Origin of the sequence: Fodinibius sp. Rm-B-1B1-1, from assembly GCF_038594945.1 — a bacterium.
Lineage (GTDB): Bacteria > Bacteroidota > Rhodothermia > Balneolales > Balneolaceae > Fodinibius > Fodinibius alkaliphilus.
Genome location: NZ_JBCFYD010000002.1, coordinates 49,488 through 70,917, shown reverse-complemented (window position 1 = coordinate 70,917; position 21,430 = coordinate 49,488). Strand labels below are relative to the sequence as shown.

18 protein-coding genes and 1 pseudogene are annotated in these 21,430 nt (G+C 44.1%); 10 read left to right on the top strand and 9 right to left on the bottom strand.

The window, feature by feature from the left end:
- Position 1 precedes the first annotated feature (1 nt).
- Positions 2-1,168, top strand: a complete 1,167-nt coding sequence (gene metZ, locus AAFH98_RS07655; RefSeq protein WP_342522109.1) for an O-succinylhomoserine sulfhydrylase — start codon at positions 2-4, stop codon at positions 1,166-1,168.
- Between the two features lie 255 nt (positions 1,169-1,423).
- Here the strand turns inward: metZ and ilvD are convergent, their stop codons facing one another.
- Positions 1,424-3,103: a dihydroxy-acid dehydratase gene (ilvD, locus tag AAFH98_RS07650; RefSeq protein ID WP_342522108.1), complete on the bottom strand. Its 1,680-nt coding sequence runs from the start codon at positions 3,101-3,103 to the stop codon at positions 1,424-1,426.
- A gap of 546 nt (positions 3,104-3,649) precedes the next feature.
- On the opposite strand from ilvD, the gene ilvB reads away from it, so the two are divergent.
- The 9 genes and pseudogenes from ilvB to AAFH98_RS07605 all read left to right on the top strand — a co-directional run bounded on the left by ilvB (position 3,650) and on the right by AAFH98_RS07605 (position 14,055).
- Complete coding sequence (gene ilvB / locus AAFH98_RS07645; RefSeq protein WP_342522107.1) at positions 3,650-5,401, top strand: biosynthetic-type acetolactate synthase large subunit; 1,752 nt, start codon at positions 3,650-3,652, stop codon at positions 5,399-5,401.
- The gene (gene ilvN, locus AAFH98_RS07640; RefSeq protein ID WP_342522106.1) at positions 5,398-5,922 is read left to right on the top strand and encodes an acetolactate synthase small subunit; all 525 of its coding nucleotides are present in this window, start codon (positions 5,398-5,400) and stop codon (positions 5,920-5,922) included. The genes ilvB and ilvN overlap by 4 nt, the downstream gene beginning before the upstream one ends.
- 27 nt (positions 5,923-5,949) lie before the next feature.
- Positions 5,950-6,975, top strand: a complete 1,026-nt coding sequence (ilvC, locus tag AAFH98_RS07635) for a ketol-acid reductoisomerase (protein ID WP_342522105.1) — start codon at positions 5,950-5,952, stop codon at positions 6,973-6,975.
- Complete coding sequence (gene cimA, locus AAFH98_RS07630; protein WP_342522104.1) at positions 6,975-8,564, top strand: citramalate synthase; 1,590 nt, start codon at positions 6,975-6,977, stop codon at positions 8,562-8,564. The genes ilvC and cimA overlap by 1 nt, the downstream gene beginning before the upstream one ends.
- A gap of 134 nt (positions 8,565-8,698) precedes the next feature.
- A pseudogene (locus AAFH98_RS07625) lies at positions 8,699-9,835 on the top strand (2-isopropylmalate synthase); the annotation flags it as partial.
- A 101-nt stretch (positions 9,836-9,936) separates the two neighbouring features.
- Positions 9,937-11,250, top strand: coding sequence for a 3-isopropylmalate dehydratase large subunit (locus AAFH98_RS07620; RefSeq protein ID WP_407935494.1), 1,314 nt, complete (start codon positions 9,937-9,939; stop codon positions 11,248-11,250).
- Positions 11,251-11,274: 24 nt separating this feature from the next.
- Positions 11,275-11,853 (top strand): hypothetical protein, encoded by a 579-nt coding sequence (locus tag AAFH98_RS07615; RefSeq protein ID WP_342522101.1) that lies wholly within the window; start codon positions 11,275-11,277, stop codon positions 11,851-11,853.
- Entirely contained in the window at positions 11,840-12,949 is a 1,110-nt protein-coding gene (leuB, locus tag AAFH98_RS07610) for a 3-isopropylmalate dehydrogenase (protein ID WP_342522100.1), read from the top strand. Before AAFH98_RS07615 ends, leuB begins: the two co-directional genes overlap by 14 nt.
- Entirely contained in the window at positions 12,946-14,055 is a 1,110-nt protein-coding gene (locus AAFH98_RS07605) for a branched-chain amino acid aminotransferase (protein WP_342522099.1), read from the top strand. The genes leuB and AAFH98_RS07605 overlap by 4 nt, the downstream gene beginning before the upstream one ends.
- Positions 14,056-14,199: 144 nt before the next feature.
- On the opposite strand, the gene msrB is transcribed toward AAFH98_RS07605, so the two are convergent.
- From msrB to AAFH98_RS07565, 8 genes are all read right to left on the bottom strand, one after another.
- A complete protein-coding gene (msrB, locus tag AAFH98_RS07600; protein WP_342522098.1) occupies positions 14,200-14,643 on the bottom strand; it encodes a peptide-methionine (R)-S-oxide reductase MsrB in 444 nt (147 codons plus the stop codon).
- 118 nt (positions 14,644-14,761) lie between these two features.
- Positions 14,762-15,766: a type I glyceraldehyde-3-phosphate dehydrogenase gene (gene gap / locus AAFH98_RS07595; protein WP_342522097.1), complete on the bottom strand. Its 1,005-nt coding sequence runs from the start codon at positions 15,764-15,766 to the stop codon at positions 14,762-14,764.
- A 117-nt stretch (positions 15,767-15,883) separates the two neighbouring features.
- Entirely contained in the window at positions 15,884-16,570 is a 687-nt protein-coding gene (locus AAFH98_RS07590) for an ankyrin repeat domain-containing protein (RefSeq protein WP_342522096.1), read from the bottom strand.
- Between the two features lie 94 nt (positions 16,571-16,664).
- Complete coding sequence (gene fmt, locus AAFH98_RS07585) at positions 16,665-17,579, bottom strand: methionyl-tRNA formyltransferase (RefSeq protein ID WP_342522095.1); 915 nt, start codon at positions 17,577-17,579, stop codon at positions 16,665-16,667.
- Between the two features lie 9 nt (positions 17,580-17,588).
- On the bottom strand, positions 17,589-18,158 hold the full coding sequence (def, locus tag AAFH98_RS07580) for a peptide deformylase (protein ID WP_342522094.1): 570 nt from the start codon (positions 18,156-18,158) through the stop codon (positions 17,589-17,591).
- Positions 18,130-18,585 carry a Holliday junction resolvase RuvX gene (gene ruvX / locus AAFH98_RS07575; RefSeq protein ID WP_342522093.1) on the bottom strand — a complete coding sequence of 152 codons (456 nt, stop codon included), beginning with the start codon at positions 18,583-18,585 and terminating at the stop codon, positions 18,130-18,132. The genes def and ruvX overlap by 29 nt, the downstream gene beginning before the upstream one ends.
- Positions 18,586-18,587: 2 nt before the next feature.
- A complete protein-coding gene (locus tag AAFH98_RS07570) occupies positions 18,588-18,920 on the bottom strand; it encodes an HU family DNA-binding protein (RefSeq protein ID WP_342522092.1) in 333 nt (110 codons plus the stop codon).
- A 151-nt stretch (positions 18,921-19,071) separates the two neighbouring features.
- Positions 19,072-21,324, bottom strand: a complete 2,253-nt coding sequence (locus AAFH98_RS07565) for a RelA/SpoT family protein (protein ID WP_342522091.1) — start codon at positions 21,322-21,324, stop codon at positions 19,072-19,074.
- Between the last annotated feature and the right edge of the window lie 106 nt (positions 21,325-21,430).

Sequence of the window (21,430 nt, the reverse complement as noted above, 5' to 3'; positions counted from 1 at the left end):
TGTGACTAAAAAGAAGCCCGAAACAAAAGCCATACGTACACAAACTGAACGCAGCGAACAACACGAACACTCGACTCCACTTTTTATGACCTCGAGCTTCGTGTTTGATTCTGCTGAACATGCACGTGCTCTTTTTGCCAAAGAAGTTGAGGGAAACGTATACAGTCGTTATTCAAACCCCAATACCAACGAGTTTGAAGAGAAGATGTGTTGGCTCGAAGGTGCAGAAGCAGGTATTGCTACGGCTTCGGGGATGTCAGCAATTTTTTCGAGTTTAGCCGGACTTTTGGAACAGGGTGACCACGTACTTGCTTGCAGGTCTCTTTTTGGCTCATCCCACCAAATACTGAATGGAATTTTACCCAAATGGGGCATCAACTTTAGTTATGGGGATATCGACAATCCAGAAAACTGGGAATCGCTCATCAAAGAGCAAACCAAAGTTCTTTTCTTGGAAACACCCTCCAATCCCGGACTCGATCTTATTGATCTCGAGTGGGCGGGCGAACTGGCTGAAGCTCACAATCTAATTCTCATTGTCGACAACTGCTTTGCCACGCCCTACTTGCAACAACCAATGAAATATGGTGCAGATATTGTTCTACATTCGGCTACAAAATTTATCGATGGACAGGGGCGCGGTATTGGTGGAGTAATTGTCGGCAAAGAAAAATACATCGAAGAGATTAGCTTTTTTACGCGCCACTCGGGACCGGCCCTCTCTCCGTTCAACGCCTGGATGTTTTCCAAGAGCCTGGAAACGCTGCCTGCACGTATGGATCGCCACTGTGATAACGCATTAGAGTTGGCCACTTTTCTTGAAGAGCAACAGAATGTAGAATGGGTAAAATACCCGCATCTCAAAAGCCATCCGCAGTATGATCTTGCTAAAAAACAGATGAAAAAAGGAGGCGGCGTTGTGGCTTTTAATATCAGTGGTGGTTACCAGGCGGCTACAAAATTCCTGGACAAGCTGGAAACGCTATCACTTTCGGCAAATTTAGGGGATACCCGAACTATTGCCACGCATCCGGCTTCAACAACCCATTCCAAGCTCACTGATGAAGAACGAGCAGCTGTAAATATTACCCCCGGTATGATTCGCATTGCGGTGGGTCTTGAAGCTATTGAAGATATCAAACAAGATATTGATCAGGCCTTGGGATGATGTGATTATTTCTATCAATCTCCCATCACTTCGTCGTCCAGGCGAAAGTCCTCTTTTCTTAGAGGTACTTTAGATACATGCCTCTAACTTACTAAAAGGATTTCTGCTTGCCTGCCCAAGTATTTAGGTGGGATAAAGAGAACAAATCCTGTGGAATGCCACTAAAAAAGGCCTCCCACAGATGGGGAGATGCTACAAAAGCAGGAGGATTGTCATCTATTTTTTATAAACGCTATAAATGCTTCGGAATTAATTTCATCCGTCTGTCACACAGCCCTCAGAAGCCGAAGAAACTAATTGGGCATATTTGTAAAGCGATCCGCTTTTCATATCCAAAGGCGGAGCTTCCCAATTCTTGCGACGTTCTTCCAACTCTTCTTCTGAAAGGTGAACATCAATTTCTCGGCTATCCGCATCAATCGTAATGGTATCCCCATCTTCAATTAGCCCAATAGTACCTCCCACCTGGGCTTCCGGCGTAACGTGACCAATTACAAAACCATGCGACCCCCCCGAAAAACGCCCATCAGTAATCAAGGCTACATCCTTACCTAATCCAGCCCCCATAATTGCCGCCGTAATCGAAAGCATTTCGCGCATTCCCGGTCCCCCCTTGGGACCTTCGTAACGAATTACAACCACATCCCCTTTTTGGACTTCTCCCCCTTCAATACCTTTTAGACTTTCCTCCTCGGAATTATACACGCGTGCCGTACCAGTAAATCTTGTACCCTCTTTCCCCGTTATTTTGGCTACAGCTCCCTCCGAAGCTAAGTTGCCGTATAAGATTTGCAGGTGTCCGGTTTCTTTAATGGGATTATCAATAGGTGTAATAATATTCTGTTCTTCAAAAAGACCGGGCACATCAGCCACATTTTCTTCCAGCGTATCTCCAGTAACCGTCAGACAATCTCCATACAGATAGCCCTCCTTAAGTAACAGCTTTTGTACAGCCGGAACGCCTCCTACATTGTAAAGGTCCTCCATCACGTATTTACCGCTGGGTTTTAAATCAGCTAAATAGGGGGTTCGGTTGCTGATGTCCTGAAAGTCATCAATCGTAAAGGACACCTCAGCAGAACGAGCAATTGCCAGCAAATGCATCACCGCATTTGTTGATCCGCCCAATGCCACCGTAATAGTGACTGCATTTTCCAGGGCTCTGCGGGTAATAATATCTCTCGGTTTGATATCCTCCTCAAGCAAATGAAGAATGGCATCTCCCGCTCGCTGACACTCTTCTATTTTTTGCTGATGTGTGGCAGGAATCGAAGAACTAAAGGGCAAACTCATTCCCATTGTTTCAATGGCTGATGCCATTGTATTAGCAGTATACATTCCACCACATGCCCCGGCCCCGGGACAGGCATGACGAAGCACCTCATTCATTTCATCCTTACTGATCTCATCTGATAAATACTGCCCATAAGATTCAAAAGCCGATACCACATCAAGATCTTTACCATTCAATTTTCCCGGTCGAATGGTACCTCCATACACCATAATAGACGGACGATTAAATCGGGCCATAGCCATAATTGATCCCGGCATATTTTTATCACATCCTACAATCGAAATATTACCATCGTACCACTGGGCTCGCATCACCGTCTCGATAGAATCCGCAATAATTTCGCGTGACTGCAACGAATACTTCATCCCCTGAGTCCCCATAGAAATACCGTCGCTCACACCAATACTGTGAAACACAAAGCCAACAAGCCCCGCATCCCAAATACTATCGCGAACGTGCACAGCTAAATCATTTAAATGCATATTACAGGGGTTTCCCTCCCACCCAGTACTGGCAATACCGACCTGTGCCTTCTCCATATCTTCATCAGTAAGACCGGCGCCATATAGCATTGCCTGAGAGCCAACCTGTGATTCTTTTTCTGTAAGTCTTGAACTGTATTTATTGATCTTATTAGACATATACGGCGTTTTTATGCAATTTGCATTTTATGATCAGATACTGCTAAACGGCTAAAATATTCCTTATACAAAAAGACAAAAAGCTACAATAATCCAAAGATTATTCAAGAGAATAATATAAATCACCTGCAATCAAAATTAAATTTGACAAGGGAATATCCGTTAGCTATAATGATGATTCTTAATTGAAAGAAATAGCTAAAATTGAATTCACAAGCAATACATATCAACTCATTAGGCAAACAATCGGGGGCACTTTCCGATCTGTTTGATGCTGATGGTATTACTATGTTGCTTGTACTTTCTTTGCTCTCTCCCTTCATTTCTTTAGCTGTTTCTATCTCTTCTGTAGTAGAAATAATTAGTATAGAGACTGTAATAGGTCTACTAAACCTACTAATTATTCTATCTATTCTAATTTCTGGCATTATTAACCTAATCCTAATTATTAGCTAACCATAACAGCCAGAGGTTAGAAACTGAATTCCTGATCACATTTCATCTTTCTTCTGACCTCTGGCAGGAAAAGTATATCTGCGAGGTCACATGGAATCTGCAAAAGCACATACATCCAACAAAAACAAAGAGAAATCGGTCCAAGAAAAGGAATCCCCCGTTTTAAACGGAGCAGGTATTCTCATCAAAACACTGGAAAACCTCGATGTTGATACTATATTCGGCTATCCAGGCGGTGCCGTCTTGCCCCTTTATGACGAACTGTTTGATAATAATGATATCAACCATGTTTTAATAAGACACGAACAGGCCGGATCACATGCCGCAGATGGATATGCCCGTGCCACTGGAAAACCAGGCGTAGTAATGGCAACATCAGGTCCGGGCGGTACAAATACCGTAACGGGCATTGCAACAGCAGCAATGGACTCGATACCGCTTGTTGTTTTTACCGGACAGGTACCAAAAGAAATGATCGGTAATGATGCTTTCCAGGAAGCTGATATTGTTGGCATAACACGCCCTATCACCAAGAATAATTACTTAGTTAAGGATGTAGATGAGCTGGAACAGACCGTTCGTGAAGCCTTTCATGTAGCCACGAGCGGACGCCCGGGACCGGTATTAGTAGATCTTCCAAAAGATATGCTTCAGGCCAAAGGAAGATTTAGTGGACTGCATAAAGTATCTATCCCAAGTTATAATCCTACTAAAAAAGGTCATTTTACGCAGATTCAAAAAGCTGCTGAATTGCTCAGTGAAGCCGAAAAACCCCTCATTTATGCCGGTGGTGGAGTCATCCTCGGAGAAGCATGGGAAGAGCTTACTGCCCTGGCCGAAAATCATAATATCCCTGTTACTACTACCCTTATGGGATTAGGTGGCTTTCCCGAAAGCAAACCGCAATCGCTTGGAATGCTGGGAATGCACGGCACCTATTACGCCAATATGGCCACGACTGAATGCGATGTTCTGGTCGCTGTTGGGGCCCGGTTTGATGATCGCGTTACCGGCGACCTGGAGGGATTTTCACCTCATTCAAAGAAAATCCACATTGATATTGATCCTACAAACATCGGGAAAAATGTAGAAGTGGACGTGCCTATTGTCGGTGATGTAAAACACGTTTTACCAGAAATTGACAAACATACTGAACAACCAGATACCAATGATTGGTGGGACACCATCAACAAGTGGAAAGAGGAGCATCCGCTGGAAGTACCCGAAGAAGACCACAAGATTAAACCGCAACAGATGATGGAATCGATCTCTGATATCACCAACGGAAAGGCCATTGTGGTAACCGATGTGGGACAACATCAAATGTGGGCGGCGCAGCATTATACCTACGATTATCCCCGCTCCTTTCTTTCATCGGGTGGATTAGGCACTATGGGCTATGGCTTTCCTGCTGCCCTGGGAGCTCATTTTGGCTGTCCCGATCGTCCGGTGGTATGCATCACTGGTGACGGCGGATTTCAAATGACGGCCTATGAGCTGGCAACAGCTGTGGAATACGAGGTACCACTCAAGATTGCCATCATGAATAACGAATGCCTCGGCATGGTACGACAGTGGCAAGAACTATTCTATGATGAGCGATACAGTCACTCTATCCTCAAAAAAGGAAATCCCGATTTCGTAAAGCTTGCTGAAAGCTACGGTGCAGCTGGATTTAGAGCTTCCAGTAAAAACGAGATGGAACAGGTGCTCGCAGAAGCCATGACAATTGACGACCGCCCGGTTGTGATGGATTTCCGGGTTGACGAATACGAAAATTGCTATCCCATGGTACCCTCGGGAGCAGCATTAAATGAAATGGTTTTGGGGGATAAGGAATGAGTTCAACACAGAACGGTACAGCAACAAACCAAACAAAACACACCCTTTCGGTGGTCGTAAAATATAACCTCAATGCCCTTTCTCGCATTATCGGAATTTTCAGCAGCAAGGGATTTGAAATTGACAGTATCAGTTTCGGATCGGGAAAAGAAACGGGGTTGGCACGAATCACCATAACAACTCATGGTGATGAACAGATTATCGAGCAGATCACCAAACAGCTGCATAAAATTATCGATGTGGTAACGGTTTCCGACCTCACTCATCAAAGCTTTGTAGAACGTGAAATGGCGTTAGTAAAAGTTAAGGCACAGCGATCGGCACGATCCGAAATTATGCAGATTACCGATATTTTTCGCGCCAAAATTATTGATATCAGTCCGGATAACCTGGCAATAGAAATTACCGGTAATCGCGACAAGGTCAATGCTTTTATCGGTATGGTACGTCCATTCGGCATTATTGAATTAGCACGGACAGGTACGGTAGCACTTAAAAGAGAATTCGAAGGATCAGTTTAACAACAAATAGTTAATCAACATTTTATTATGGAAGCAAAAACATACTATAACGCAGATGCAGATCTTAAATTTTTACACGACAAAACGGTAGCCATCCTTGGATATGGAAGTCAGGGTCATGCCCATGCACTAAACCTCAAAGACAGTGGCGTAAATGTAGTCGTTGGTCTTCGCGAGGATAGCTCATCGCGTGCCAAAGCCAAAAATGAAGGACTCAAAGTTTACTCTACTGCCGAAGCGGCACAGAAAGGTGATATTGTAATGGTGCTCATCCCCGATCAATATCAGGCAGACGTGTATGAGCAAGAAATAAAACCGAATCTTTCGGATGGTAATGCCCTTGCATTTGCCCACGGCTTTAACATCCACTTTGATCAGATACAGCCTGACACCAATGTGGATGTATTTATGATTGCCCCAAAAAGTCCGGGACACCTGGTGCGCAGAGTTTACAAAAAAGGATCGGGGACTCCCTGCCTTATTGCCGTGGATCAAGACTATACAGGAACCGCCAAAGGTACCGCCCTGGCCTATGCCAAAGCTATCGGAGGCACTCGGGCCGGCGTCTTGGAAACCACTTTTAAAGAAGAGACTGAAACTGATCTTTTTGGCGAACAGGCCATACTTTGCGGAGGGGTTTCCGAACTCGTAAAACAAGGCTTTGAAGTACTTACCGAAGCCGGATATCAACCCGAAATTGCCTACTTCGAATGTCTGCACGAGCTCAAGCTTATTGTGGACCTAATGTACGAAGGCGGCATTGAACGCATGTATTACTCCGTAAGTGATACCGCGGAATACGGCGGACTTACCCGTGGTGCAGAGGTCGTTGATGAAGTCAACAAGGAGCGGATGAAAGAGGTGCTTAAGCGGGTACAAAACGGGGCTTTTGCTAACGATTGGATCAAGGAGAATGAAGATGGAATTCCTAAACTCAAGGAATTGCGATCACAGTTAGGCGACCATCAGATTGAAAAGGTGGGGAAACAGCTCCGCTCTATGATGGAAGGAATATTGGAAGAGGAAAGTGAAGTTGACGAGGCCGCAGAATAATGGATCAGAAAATCCACACATTTGATACTACGCTCCGGGACGGTACGCAGGGCGAAAAGGTAGCATTTTCAGCTTACGACAAGCTGCGCATCGCCAAGCAGATCGACAACTTTGGCATCGACTACATCGAAGGCGGCTGGCCGGGCTCCAATCCCAAGGATATGGAGTTCTTTGCCTTGGCCCGCAAACACACTTTTGATCACGCTCGCATTGTGGCATTTGGCAGTACCTGCCGGACCGAATCTGATCCCGCCAAGGATCCCAATATCCAGAAACTTATTGAAGCACAAACGCCAACCGTTTCGATCTTTGGCAAAAGCTGGTTGCTTCATGTAAAAGAAGCACTGCAAACTACGGCGGACGAAAACATCCGAATCATCTATGACTCGGTGCACTATCTCAAAGAGCATCACAAAGAAGTAATTTACGATGCCGAACACTTTTTCGATGGCTATAAAGTCCATCCCAATTACGCCTTGGATACCATAAAGGCCGCCGAAACGGCTGGTGCTGATACGCTTGTGCTCTGCGATACCAACGGCGGTACGCTTCCGACGGAAATCAGCCAAATTATTACAGAGGTTCAAAAACATATAGATACAGAAATTGGGATTCACGCTCACAACGACTGCGAGCTCGGTGTTGCCAATTCTATAGCAGCTGTGAGTGCCGGATGTACCCACGTTCAGGGCACCATCAACGGTTATGGGGAGCGATGCGGCAATGCCAACCTCTGTTCGATTATTCCCAACCTGCAGCTTAAGCAAAACTATCACTGTGTGCCCGAAGATAATATGGGTCATATTTCAGGACTCTCTCATTTTGTGAGCGAAGTTGCGAATCTAAATCCCAACGACCGACAGCCCTACGTGGGTAAAAGCGCTTTTGCTCACAAAGGCGGCATCCACGTGAGCGCAGTGATGAAAAATGAAGAAACCTACGAACATGTCGTCCCCGAAAAAGTGGGCAACAGGCGACGTGTTCTTGTTTCTGATTTGTCGGGCAAAAGTAATATCCGTTTTAAATCTGAGCAGCTGGACATCGACATCAATAACGACAGCGAGGAACTTTCGGCCGTTGTAAATAAGCTTAAGGAGATGGAAAATAATGGCTATCAGTTTGAGGCCGCTGAGGCTTCATTTGAACTGCTCGTTAAAAAGATGAAGGATCAATATGAGGAATTTTTCTCGCTCGAGGGCTTTCGGATTATTGTAGAAAAGAACATCACCGGCACTTCACGGACCGAGGCTACTATTCGGCTTTCCGTAAATGGGCAAATGGAACACTGTGCTGCAGAAGGAAGTGGACCCGTGCATGCCCTCGACAAAGCACTTCGCAAAGCGGTGCATCGTTTCTATCCCGAAATTTCGGACATGCACCTACAGGATTACAAAGTTCGGGTTCTCAATAAAAAAGATGGAACCGACGCGCAGGTGCGGGTACTTATCGACTCGGCTCATCCCGGAGATTCATGGACCACTATTGGTGTCTCCAGAAATATTATTGATGCCAGCTGGGAAGCCCTTTCAGACAGTTTTAACTACTATTTAGCACAACAATATCAAACACATAATCAAAAAGCTATATAACATGACTTTGCTAAATCTATTACTAAGACCTCTGCTACGCAGTCTGCTGACTGCCATAAATCTATCATACCTACTCCAAGATCACCAAAAAATTATTGTGCAAACATTGATTAAAAATCCACCTGATCACTATTATGAGTACACCCATTAAAATTTTCGATACAACCCTTCGTGACGGCGAACAATCTCCCGGATTCAGCATGAATCAAGAGGAGAAATTGAAGCTTGCCCTTCAGCTTGAACGCATGCAAGTTGACGTTATCGAGGCCGGCTTCCCTATTGCCTCAGAAGGCGACTTTAATACCGTCCGTGAAATAAGCAAGAAGATTACCCAAAGCACAGTTGCGGCACTTTGCCGTACTACTAAAAAAGACATCGAACGGGCGGCGGCCTCCCTGAAATCGGCTACTAAACCGCGCATCCACACCTTTATTGCTACTTCCGACATTCACATGAAATACAAGCTAAAAAAGGATCGTGAAGAGGTGCTGGAATCGGCCGTGCAAGCTGTTGAGCAGTCTAAACAATACTGTGATGAAGTTGAGTTTTCGGCTGAGGATGCCTCCCGAAGTGATCCCGAATTTTTGTACGAAATATTTGAAGCGGTTATCAACGCTGGGGCTGATGTCATCAATGTACCTGATACGGTGGGCTATGCCATGCCGTGGGAATTTGGTCAGTTAATCAAAAACATTCGAGAGAAAGTCCCCAATATTGATCAAGCCACACTTAGCGTCCACTGTCATAATGATCTTGGTGTGGGCGTTGCCAATTCGCTTATGGCTTTAAAAAATGGTGCACAGCAAATTGAATGCACTATCAACGGCATTGGAGAACGTGCCGGCAACGCCTCACTCGAAGAAATTGTGATGGCTATTGCTACCCGCCAAAAAGAAATGAGTACGAGTATTGCTACCGAGCAGCTTGTCCCCTCCAGCAGATTATTATCAGAAATTACAGGTCATAAAGTGCAGCCAAACAAGGCTATTGTGGGTGACAACGCCTTTGCTCACGAGGCGGGCATTCACCAGCACGGGGTACTTAACAATCCCATGACCTACGAGATAATGACCCCCAAATCAGTAGGACTTGAAAGCAACAAAATTGTGCTTGGAAAACATTCGGGACGTTTTGCACTGGATGAGAAACTGCAAAAGATGGGATATTCCCTTGCCAAAGATGAATTAAATCAAGTATACATAAAATTTACTGATCTTGCTGACCAGAAAAAGAAAATCAGTGAAAACGACCTGCTAAATCTTATCAGCCAAGCATTGCCTTCACAAAATATACCAGCCGACAGTGCTATGACCGGATAATCATAAAACTGAATGAAAATTATTAACAAACTTAAGATTAAACTATTTGAATTATGGGAATGACTCTTACAGAAAAAATTTTAGCAAATCACAGCGATGCCGCATCTGTGGAACCCGGCGAAAGCGTATGGGTGAATGTGGATGTACTGATGACACACGACGTCTGCGGTCCTCCTTCCATTTCTATCTTCAGAGATCAATTTGGGGAAGATGCCCGGGTTTGGGATAAGGAAAAGCTCGTCATCATTCCAGACCACTATATTTTTACTGAAGATAAATACGCCAATCGCAATGTTGATATTTTGAGGGCCTTTGCCGCCGATCAGGATCTGCCCTATTTTTACGATGTGGGATCCGAAGATTACAAAGGCGTGTGTCATATCGCACTTCCCGAAGAGGGATTTACGCGTCCCGGCGAAGTACTGTTTGGCACCGATTCTCATACCTGCACCGCAGGGGCGTTCGGGCAATTTGCAACGGGCATTGGCAATACCGATGCAGCCTTTATTATGGGCACCGGTCAGCTTTGGGTAAAGGTACCTGAGACCATGCGGTTTGATTTTCATGGCACGTCAATGCCCCCTTATTTGATGGCCAAAGATATCATCCTGCAAATTATTGGCGATATAGGTGTTGATGGAGCCACCTACCGCACGATGGAATTCGGGGGACCGGGAATCAGCTGTATGACAATGGAAGACCGTATGACCCTCACTAACATGGTAATTGAGGCAGGCGGTAAAAATGGCGTTGTGGAACCCGATGCTACTACAGAAGCATACGTTAAACAGCGCACTGACAAACCTTTTGAACCAGTGTATAGCGATCCCGATGCCAACTATCACTCCAAATATCAATACAATTTGGAGGAGATGGTTCCAATGATTGCCAAGCCACACAGTCCCGATAACAAGGCCAGGGTTATCGATCTCGAAGGTACAACTCTGGACCGGGCATACATCGGTTCCTGCACAGGGGGTAAGCTGTCAGATTTTAAAGCGGCGGCAGAAATTATTGCTGGCAATAATCTTAAAATTGACACCTATATCGTGCCCGCTACGACTGAAATAGCCGATGGACTTGAAACCGAAACCCTAAACGGGAAACCGCTGATCGATATCTTCAGAGAAGCCGGTTGTAAAATTGGGCAGGCTTCTTGTGCGGCATGTCTTGGCGGTCCCTCCGACACTTTCGGGCGGCTCAACAATCAGGAGGTATGTATTTCTACTACAAACCGAAATTACCCGGGACGTATGGGATCTAAAGAATCGAAAGTCTATTTAGCCTCTCCCTACACGGTAGCCGCCTCTGCCATAACCGGTAAGGTTACCGATCCGCGCGTTTTTATTCACGAAACTATTATTTAATAACCCATTACCTATTAGATAGCTATGTCAAAACAACATCAAACTATAAAAGGAAAAGCATTTGTGCTCGGCAAAAACATTGATACCGACCAAATTATTCCGGCTGAGCACTTGGTTTACAGCCTTGATGATCCCGAGGAACGAAAATTTTACGGACGGCATGCCCTTTCCGGGGTTCCCGATGAACAATCGGGGCTTCCACAGGGAAACATCCCATTGGTGGATGAGGATCAGTTCGAAAGTGAATTTTCTATCATCGTGGGCGGACCCAATTTTGGATGCGGCTCTTCCCGCGAACACGCTCCGGCTTCGCTCGATATTGCCGGTATTGAGGCCATTATAGCACCAACCTTTGCACGTATTTTTTACCGTAATTCGGTAGATGGTGGATTTGTTATTCCCTATGAAAGCCTGCAGGATCTCAGCCAAGAAGTAAAAACCGGTGACAAAATTGAAATACATCCAGAAAAACAGACTGTAACAAATATCACCCAGGATACCAGCTACGAAATTCGTCCGCTGGGCAGTGTCGCCAATATTGTAAACGCTGGTGGAATTTTTGAATTTGCACGAAAAGAGGGAATGATTGATGTCAAAAACTAAAGAAATTGTTGTATTGCCGGGCGATGGTATTGGACCGGAAGTAACCAAAGAAGCTATTAAAATACTGCAGACGGTCTGCAAGCGGCACGACAAAAAACTAAGCATTCGAAGCTTTCCGGTAGGAGGCGCCAGCATTGATCGTTATGGACGTCCTCTTACCGAAGAAGCCCTTACAGCCTGTAGAAAAAGTTCAGCCATATTGCTGGGCGCAGTGGGGGGGGGCAAGTGGAATGATCAGCCAAAAGACAAACGACCCGAAGCGGCTCTGTTGCAACTTCGTAAAGAGCTTGATCTTTTTGCCAACCTCCGCCCCATAACAACCTATAAATCATTACTGAAAAGCTCCCCTTTAAAACAAGAAATCGTCAGCGGGGTGGATATCATGATTGTCCGTGAACTTACCGGGGGAATTTACTTTGGGAGACCACGATTTATCGAACAAACTGAACAGGGAGAACGTGGTGTAGATACCCTGTCGTACACAACGGAAGAAATTGAACGCGTGGCTCATACCGCTTTTGAAACAGCTGCAAAACGAGACAGGAAAATAACTTCTGTTGACAAGGCCAATGTGTTAGACTCCTCCCGGTTGTGGCGTAAGACAGTGCAGGAATCAGCCAAACAGTGGCCCGAGATTGAACTACAACACATGCTGGTTGATAATTGCGCGATGCAGCTCGTCCGCAATCCCAAACAGTTCGATGTCATTCTAACGGGCAATATGTTTGGGGATATTTTAAGTGATGAGGCTTCAATGATCACCGGCTCTATCGGCATGCTGCCTTCGGCCAGTCTTGGTGAAGAATTTGCTATGTATGAACCTGTTCATGGTTCGGCACCTGATATTGCAGGACAAAATAAAGCCAATCCGCTGGCAGCTATTGCATCAGTTGCCCTGATGTGCCGGTATTCGCTGGGGATGCCCGAAGCAGCACGCGAAATCGAAGCAGCTATAGAAGCTACACTCAACGACGGATTCAGAACAGGCGATATTTCATCAAAACCATCAAAAGAATATCTGGCTGATACTACTGATATGGGAAGTGCGGTTTTAAAACATTTAAATCCTTATATGCAACCGGGTAACCTCTTATGAATCAATCAACTATTCCCCAAAAATCAAAAAATCAGGACTCTTCCCCAATCAAAATAGAACACCAAACGGAAAGCCGTATTCAGTCGGTAGATTTGGATAACCCCGGCTTTGGAAATGTTTTTGCCGATCACATGCTGAATATAACCTACAAAAACAACCAGTGGCAGCAACCGTTGATCGAGCCGTTCCGTGAGCTATCACTTTCTCCGGCCACGGCCACCATCCACTATGGACAAACTGTTTTTGAAGGGATGAAAGCATTTCGTGGGCAAAATGGAGAGGTCAAAATATTCAGGCTGCACGATCATTTAAATCGCCTTAATAATTCCTGTTCCCGGATGTGCATTCCTCAACTGGATACAGAACTGCTCTCCCGGGCACTTAAAAAACTAATTACCATCGACCGAAAATGGGTACCTGAAAAATATGGCAACGCCCTCTACATTCGGCCTATCATTTTTGCCACCGACGCCAGCTTGGGTGTTAAGCCGGCCAAAACATATCAGTTGCTTGTCATCACATCGCCCGTGGGGGCCTATTACGATGAGGGATTTGATCCCGTAAATCTAACTACAACTGATGAATATATCCGTGCGACTGAAGGCGGTTCCGGCTATGTAAAAACGGCCTGTAATTATGGTCCCACTCTCCTCCCCGCCCAGAAAGCCAAAGAAAAAGGGTTTACCCAAATACTCTGGCTTGATGCCCACGAACATAAGTACATCGAAGAAGTGGGGACGATGAATATCTTCTTCAAAATTGACGGAGAATTACACACTCCTCCGCTCGATGGATCGATTTTGGGCGGAATTACGCGTGACTCCGTCATCCGGTTGGCCTCACAATGGGATATCCCCGTGCATCAGCGCCGCATTACCATCAATGAAATTTTTGAAGCAGATCACAACAACAAGCTGGAAGAAATCTTTGGTACCGGAACAGCAGCCGTTATTTCGCCGGTAGGTTCCATCCATCACAACGGCAAAACCATTGTAACAGACAGGGAACAAATCGGGCCATTTGCCCAAAAACTATATGAGACTATTACCGGTATCCAATACTCAACTCTTGAGGATACGAATCAATGGATGTCTTCTATTGACTGATTTAATCTGCTGTTGATAAACGCGCGCATCAATAAGGCTGTACCACTCCGTATGGGAGTCGTTGTAGCTCCGCATGCCGAGATATTCAAGCAGTTGAATTAAAAAGTGAGCTGATCGTTCTCCAACATGGGAACGGTAATTTCTTTAGGATACCAGCTTCAATGAAGCCGAGTTGACACAATATCGTAATCCCGTAGGCTCGGGGCCATCTGGAAAAACGTGCCCTAAATGCGCATCACATACATTACAAAGTACCTCAATACGCTGCATACCGTGGCTGTAATCCTCCTTATATTTGATTACGTTATCTTTAACCGGTTCTGTAAAGCTGGGCCAACCCGATCGGGACTCAAACTTTTGGGTAGAATCAAATAACTCCGTTCCGCAACAGACACAGGCATATAATCCAGGCTGGTGGCTTTCGCAGTATTCTCCTGTTCCCGCCCGTTCTGTACCATGCTTACGAGCCACATAAAACTGTTCCTCAGTTAACTGCTCTTTCCACTCTTTTTCTGGTTTCTCTATTCGTCGGGGTGGTTCGGGATTCCCCTTTCCTGCATATTCATTTACCTGTTTCCAGTCAATCATGATATCATGTCTTATTACCTATTTAAAATATAAAAGGGTCAGAAAAACTTCTGACCCCCGAAATAAACTGATAGAATCACTCTCCATGATTCTATCACAAAATAATATAATACCCTATTTAGGCAATTTTAGTAATGAGATCAGCGGTACGCGCAGAATATCCTGCCTCATTATCGTACCAAGCAAGAATCTTCACAAGATTATCATTTGCCTTGGTAAAACCGCTATCATAAATGCAAGAATGTGGATTCGTTAGAATATCAGTTGAAACAAGCTCTTCATCAGAATATTGAAGAACTCCTTTCATAGAACCTTCAGCTGCATCTTTAAAAGCTTTATGGACCTCATCTACCGTCACGTCTTGACTAAGGGTAGCAGTAAGATCTGTCAGAGATCCATCTGGAACCGGAACACGGATTGCACTTCCATCCAGTCTACCTTCAAGCTCTGGCAGAACTAATTCGACCGCCTGCGCTGCTCCTGTTGTAGTAGGTACAATATTATGAGCTGCCGTACGACCTCTGCGGACATCCTTATGTGGGCCATCCAAAATATTTTGGCTTCCCGTATAGGCATGTGTGGTGGTCATAAACCCTTTCTCCAATCCGAAGAAATCATTCAAGACTTTAACCATTGGAGCCAAGCAATTCGTTGTGCAACTGGCATTGGAATATATGTTTGTTTCCTCGTCGATAACTTCATCGTTCACTCCCAATACAACAGTTTTAACCTCTTTATCTCCTTTTGCCGGTGCAGAGATAATTACTTTTTCAGCTCCCGCTTCCAAGTGTTTAGATGCTCCATCTTTAGTACGAAATAAGCCCGTAGACTCAACAATAATATCGGCGCCACGCTCGCCCCACTTCAGATTCGACGGATCTCTCTCAGAAGAGATACCAATTTCCATTCCATCAATCGTAAGACTATTATCAGTATGGCTTACTTCTCCTTGGTAGGTTCCGTGAACAGAATCACGTTTAAAAAGATAGGCAAGCGTTTCTACATCCATCAAATCATTGATGCCTACAATATTAATTTCATCTTTGTGATATGCCATAATGGAACGGGTTACCAATCTCCCGATACGCCCGAATCCATTAATACCAATATTAATTTTACTCATAAATTGTAACCTTTCGTTACCTTGTTAAAGTTCTCGCGTTGATACGCGTGTTAGATATTTCTGCTAAAAATAAAAGTTCAAATGTTCTTTTGTAAACTAATCCTAAATACCTTTTAACTAATCTTCTTCCAGATCAATATCCTCTGGTATTTCTTCCTCGTCTATCAAATCATCATAGTCGTCTGTATCTAACAGATCTTCTGAATCCTCATCATCTAACTCATCTTCCGATTCAGCAGCATCTGCTTTTGCTCCGGCTCGTCTAAGTTGACTTGCAATATCAACATGGTCATTATCCAAAGCCAAAGACAATGCAGAATTCCCATTTTTATCTTTCACTTTTACTCGGGCTTTATTGTTGAGCAAATAAGTAACCACGTCGGTATGTCCTTCTCTGGCAGCCAACATCAATGGTGTTAATCCCCAACGTTGTTCAGCATTTTTATTAGCCCCGTTTTCTATTAATAGTTTTACAGCATCTACATTACCTGCTCTTGCCGCTGCAATTAATGCTATATCTGCCGCTTTAGCTCCATTGTCGAGTAGCTTTTTAATAATTTCGACATGGCCATTTTCGGCTGCCCTGCTCATAGCGGTACCGCCCATTGACGTTGTAGCATTCACATCAGCCCCTTCATTCAAGAGGTAATCAACAGCCTCAACATTATTATTTTCGGCTGCCAACATTAACGCAGTTACCCCATTTTTGGCAGTCTCATTAATATCAATATCGTCCTCACTCAACCTTTCGAGTTCTGACATATCTCCCTTCTTAGCGGCATCTAAAAGTGGTGATAACTCCATATCTTCAAATATTATATTAAGGGATGAAAGTGAATGTGATTATATGACAATTATCTTATTATTTGTCAACATAAAAAACCTTTTTAGCATTATTTTAATGCAGCATGCCCCGGCCGTTATATCCATTCATAAAGTCCTTCCCACTCATTCGTTTTTTTCCTTCTATCTGAACTTTTTTAAGAATAACCGTTCCTTCTTTGCAGCCTACAAGTAAATCATCATCCTGCATTTGTAAACGTCCGGGAGCTAAATTCTCGGCCGGTCCCATTTCAGAACGATACATATTAAATTTCAAATCATCGAGCTCCGCCCAGGCAGTAGGAAAAGGACTCAATCCTCGAATTTTATTATGAATTTCTTGTGCCGGTCTATCAAAATGGATTTTACAATCTTCGGTAAATAACTTTGGCGCTGGAGTGGCTTTTTCATGATTTTGCTCCTGCAACTGATAAGACTCCTCTTCAATCTGATTTACCGCCTCTCCCAAAAGGATACTACCCATCTTCTTAAGGCGCTCATATACATCACCAGTTGTTTCATTGGCACCAATTGGTGTTTCTTGCTGCAAGATAATATTCCCGGTGTCTACCTGTTCATCCAAAAAGAAAACCGTACAACCAGTCGTTTCCTCACCATTAATTATAGCCCAGTGAATGGGGGCTGCCCCTCTGTATTTAGGAAGTAAAGAAGCGTGGAGGTTAATTGACCCTTTTTGGGGTAGATCTAAAATTTTAGGTGGCAGTATTCTAAAAGCAACAACGACAAACAGATCAGCATCCAATGCTTTAAGTTCATCATAAAAAGAGGGGGCACTGAGATCCTCAACTTCTATAACCGGCAACCCCAACTCCAGCGCCTTCCTTTTAACAATAGTAGGAGAAGGCTTTTCGCGCCGACCACGCCGCTTATCAACATTGCTAACAACAGATACGATTTCATGCTCCGAATTATGTAACCGCTCTAAACTGGGGATCGCAAAATCGGGAGATCCCATAAAAACAATACGCATAACAGTAAGTTACTTAGTCTCTGTTTTCTTGGGTACAATAGGATAAGCGATCTCAGCCCTTCCTTCAGCTATTTCCTTAAGCTTCGAACTCAGGAGCTTGCGCTTGAACATCGAAAGATAGTCCAAAAACAAGACTCCATCGAGATGATCTTTTTCGTGCTGAATTACCCGCGCCCACCAGCCATCAATCTCGAGCTGTTGTTCATTAAAATCGCGATCGAGGTACTCAACAACAATTTTTTCGGGGCGGGTTACCGTTGCATTAACCCCTGGAATACTTAAACACCCTTCATCCATGTCCACTTCTTCATCACTTTCAAATGTGATCTGTGGATTTATTAGTGCCATTGGCCCGTGTTTTGGTCCATTACCTCCCTCGATCATAGGATCAGCATCTGCTACAAATATTTGCAACAGTTCTCCTATCTGAGGAGCGGCAAGCCCGACACCATCCGAATTATACATGGTATCGAACATATCATCGATAAGTGTTTGTATTTCTGGGGTATTTTCTTCGACTGGCTTTGCTTCTTTGCGAAGCACATCGTCGTCATACGTAACGATCGGTAATACGGACATTATTCGCTTTTACAAGTTCAATATATTTTTGAAGGATAATTGCTGCAGCAGCTTGGTTGACACGATCAGACTCCCGACGCTTCATTTTCGGTACGCCTGCCTCAACCATAGCCCGAACAGCTTCTTTGGAAGTGTACCGTTCATCAACCTTGGCAACATCAACATCAGGAAACTTTGTCTCTAACTTTGCAAGAAATTCTTTTACCATTTTGATAGCACGCCCCTCTTCCCCTTCCGGAGTTAAAGGCCAACCTACCACTACCTTTTCCACATTTTCGTTTTCAAGCTGTTCTCCAAGAGCATCAAAAACGTCATCAACGTGGTAGGTTCCAATCGGGTTGGCTACCGTTTTTAGTAAATCGGTACGGGCAAGGCCAACCCATTTTGTTCCAACATCGATACCGATTATTCTTCCATATTGTGCCACAATCAATCTTCCATTTCTTCTAATTCCTCTTCATCAAGAGGTTGCTTTAAAAACTCTTTCAGTAGTTTACTGGGTTTAAAATGTGTTTTACGATGCGCAGGCACATATATTTCTTCATTGGTACGAGGATTTCGTGCCTTCGGCTTCGCTTTTGTCTTCTTTACTTCAAAAACACCAAAATCCCGCAATTCAATTCTACACGTGGGATCAGCATCCATCATCGTTTCACGCAAAGCATCCAGCACAGCATTGACCCACGGATCACTCTGAACCATTGGTTCATCCATCTCCTCAGCCACGCGCCGCACGATATCTCTTTTCGTATAGGTAATCATATTTTATGAACGATATTTTTAGCTCTTAAATTCGATTCTCTTTTAAGAAAAAATGTCTGTAAAACGTACCAATTTTTCTTGGTTGATGATATTACTTTTATCTCAGAGATAAAAATGATTGTCCAGCAATAGTTTCAACGAAAACAATCACTTATTCGTATCTAAAGACGCTCTTGACACCTGTTACTTTCTGTAATTTATTAATAATTCTTCCCAGGTGATCAATATCATCCACATACACGGTAAGAATCCCTTCAAACATACCACTGTCACTATTGACATTAATGCTTTTCATATTCGTTTCAAGCGACTTTGATAGCACATCAGTAATATCATTGATCATACCCACACGATCTTCCCCAATAACTTTAACGGCTCCAAGAAATTTGGAATCGATATTCTTAGCCCACGAAACATCTACGATCCGCTCTCCGTCGGTTTGTATTAAATGGTGGATATTCTTGCAATTTGACCGATGCACCTTCACATCTCCGGTACGACTAATAAAGCCCATCACATCATCACCCGGAATGGGGTTACAACAGTTAGCATAGCTATATTTAACGTTGGTCACCTCCCCATTAATAACCAGCGCCTTTTCGTCACTTACCGAGCGTGCCGCATTAATGTACGTTTCCTGAATCTCTTCCTCTGTAGCTGGAGCTGGCTTTTTATTCTCATCTTCCTTTTCATCAATACGTCCCTTGCTGGTAAATTCTTTGACCGCATTATAAAGCTCATTCACGTCAAAGCTACCCTTTCCAATATCGTAAAATAGGTCCTGCGTAGAATCAAACTTCAACTTTTGAGCAATACGGGTAAGGTCTTGCTCTGAAATTTTAACGCTCCCTCTTTTAGCCCGTTTTTCCCATATCTCGCGTCCTTCATCGGCCGTTTTACGTTCTTTCTGTTTGATGTACTGCCGAATACGAGACTTTGCCTTATGCGTAACAACATCATTAATCCAGTCGGGGTTAAGGTTTATTTTATTACCGGTGATAATCTCAACCTGGTCACCGATATCCAGCTTTTGCCGCAGCGGAGCCATCTTGCCATTGATCTTAGCAGCAATGGCTCGCTCCCCAATTTCACTGTGAATTTCAAAAGCAAAGTCAATAGGCGTAGCACCTTGTGGCAAGGTACGCAGCTCACCATCAGGGGTAAATACGTAAATTTCATCCTGATACAAATTAAGCTGAAAATCCTTTACAAACTCCGTAGCCGCATCAGGACGTGGATTATCCAACACATCGCGCACCCAATGCACAAACTTATCAAGTGTTTCTGACCCTTCTTCTTTGCCCTCTTTGTACTTCCAATGCGCGGCCACTCCCTTTTCAGCAATATCATCCATATGGCGGGTACGAATCTGCACCTCAACCTTACGGCCTTTCTTAGTAATCACCGTGGTGTGCAGCGACTGATATCCATTGGCTTTGGGAACTGAAATAAAATCCCTAAAACGCTTAGGGATAGGGGTATACCAGTCCGTAATGATGGAATATACGCGCCAGCAATCCTCTTTCGAGTGCGGATCTTCCAAAATGATACGAATAGCAAAAAGGTCGTATATTTCCTCAAATGGTTTCTGCTGACGCTGCATCTTGCGAAAGATCGAATAAATATGCTTGGGACGACCTTTCATCTCAAAAGTAAACCCCTGCTTGTTAAGCTCCTCCTCGATGGGATCCATAAACTCTTTAATAAAAGCCTCACGCGACTCCTTTTTTTCCCGGAGTTTGCGAGCAATAAACTTATAAGAGTTGGGGTCTATAACTTTAAAACAGAGATCTTCGAGCTGGCTTTTTATGTTAAACAACCCAAACCGATGAGCCAGCGGAGCATACAGCTCCATCGTCTCAGTTGCTTTCTGCATCTGTTTTTCACGCGGCAAATGCTGAATAGTGCGCATATTATGCAGCCGATCGGCAAACTTAATGAGCACCACGCGAATATCTTCGGCCATAGAGAGCAACATCTTCATAAAGGTCTCGGCCTGCTTGGTGTTGCGACTCTTAAAGACGCCCGAAATTTTAGTTACCCCGTCAATAAGGTGGGCAACAATATCTCCAAACTTCTCCTCGATATCATCAAGTGTCACCTCAGTATCTTCTACCGTATCGTGTAAAAGCGAGGCCACCACGGACACGTCATCGATATTTATTTCTGATGCTACAATCTTAGCAACAGCAACGGGATGATAATAGTATGGTTCTCCAGATGCTCGCTCAATACCTTCATGGGACAGATAGCAGAGTTTAAATGCCCGCGAAACAAGGTTCTCATCCACCTCTTCAAGGTTTTCACGGCATACCTTTAACAGCTCATCAAGATCATCCTGTTGAGGAGCATCAAGGACATATTCGTCCAGATTAATATCGTATTTCGTTTTCGTGTCTGCCATCTGAGTTACTTCAAAATATATTAAGCGCTTACATACGTAATGTTAAACAATGCAATTACTTTATACATTCAAAAAAAGAGACTGAACAACTATTTAGCAATTGTCG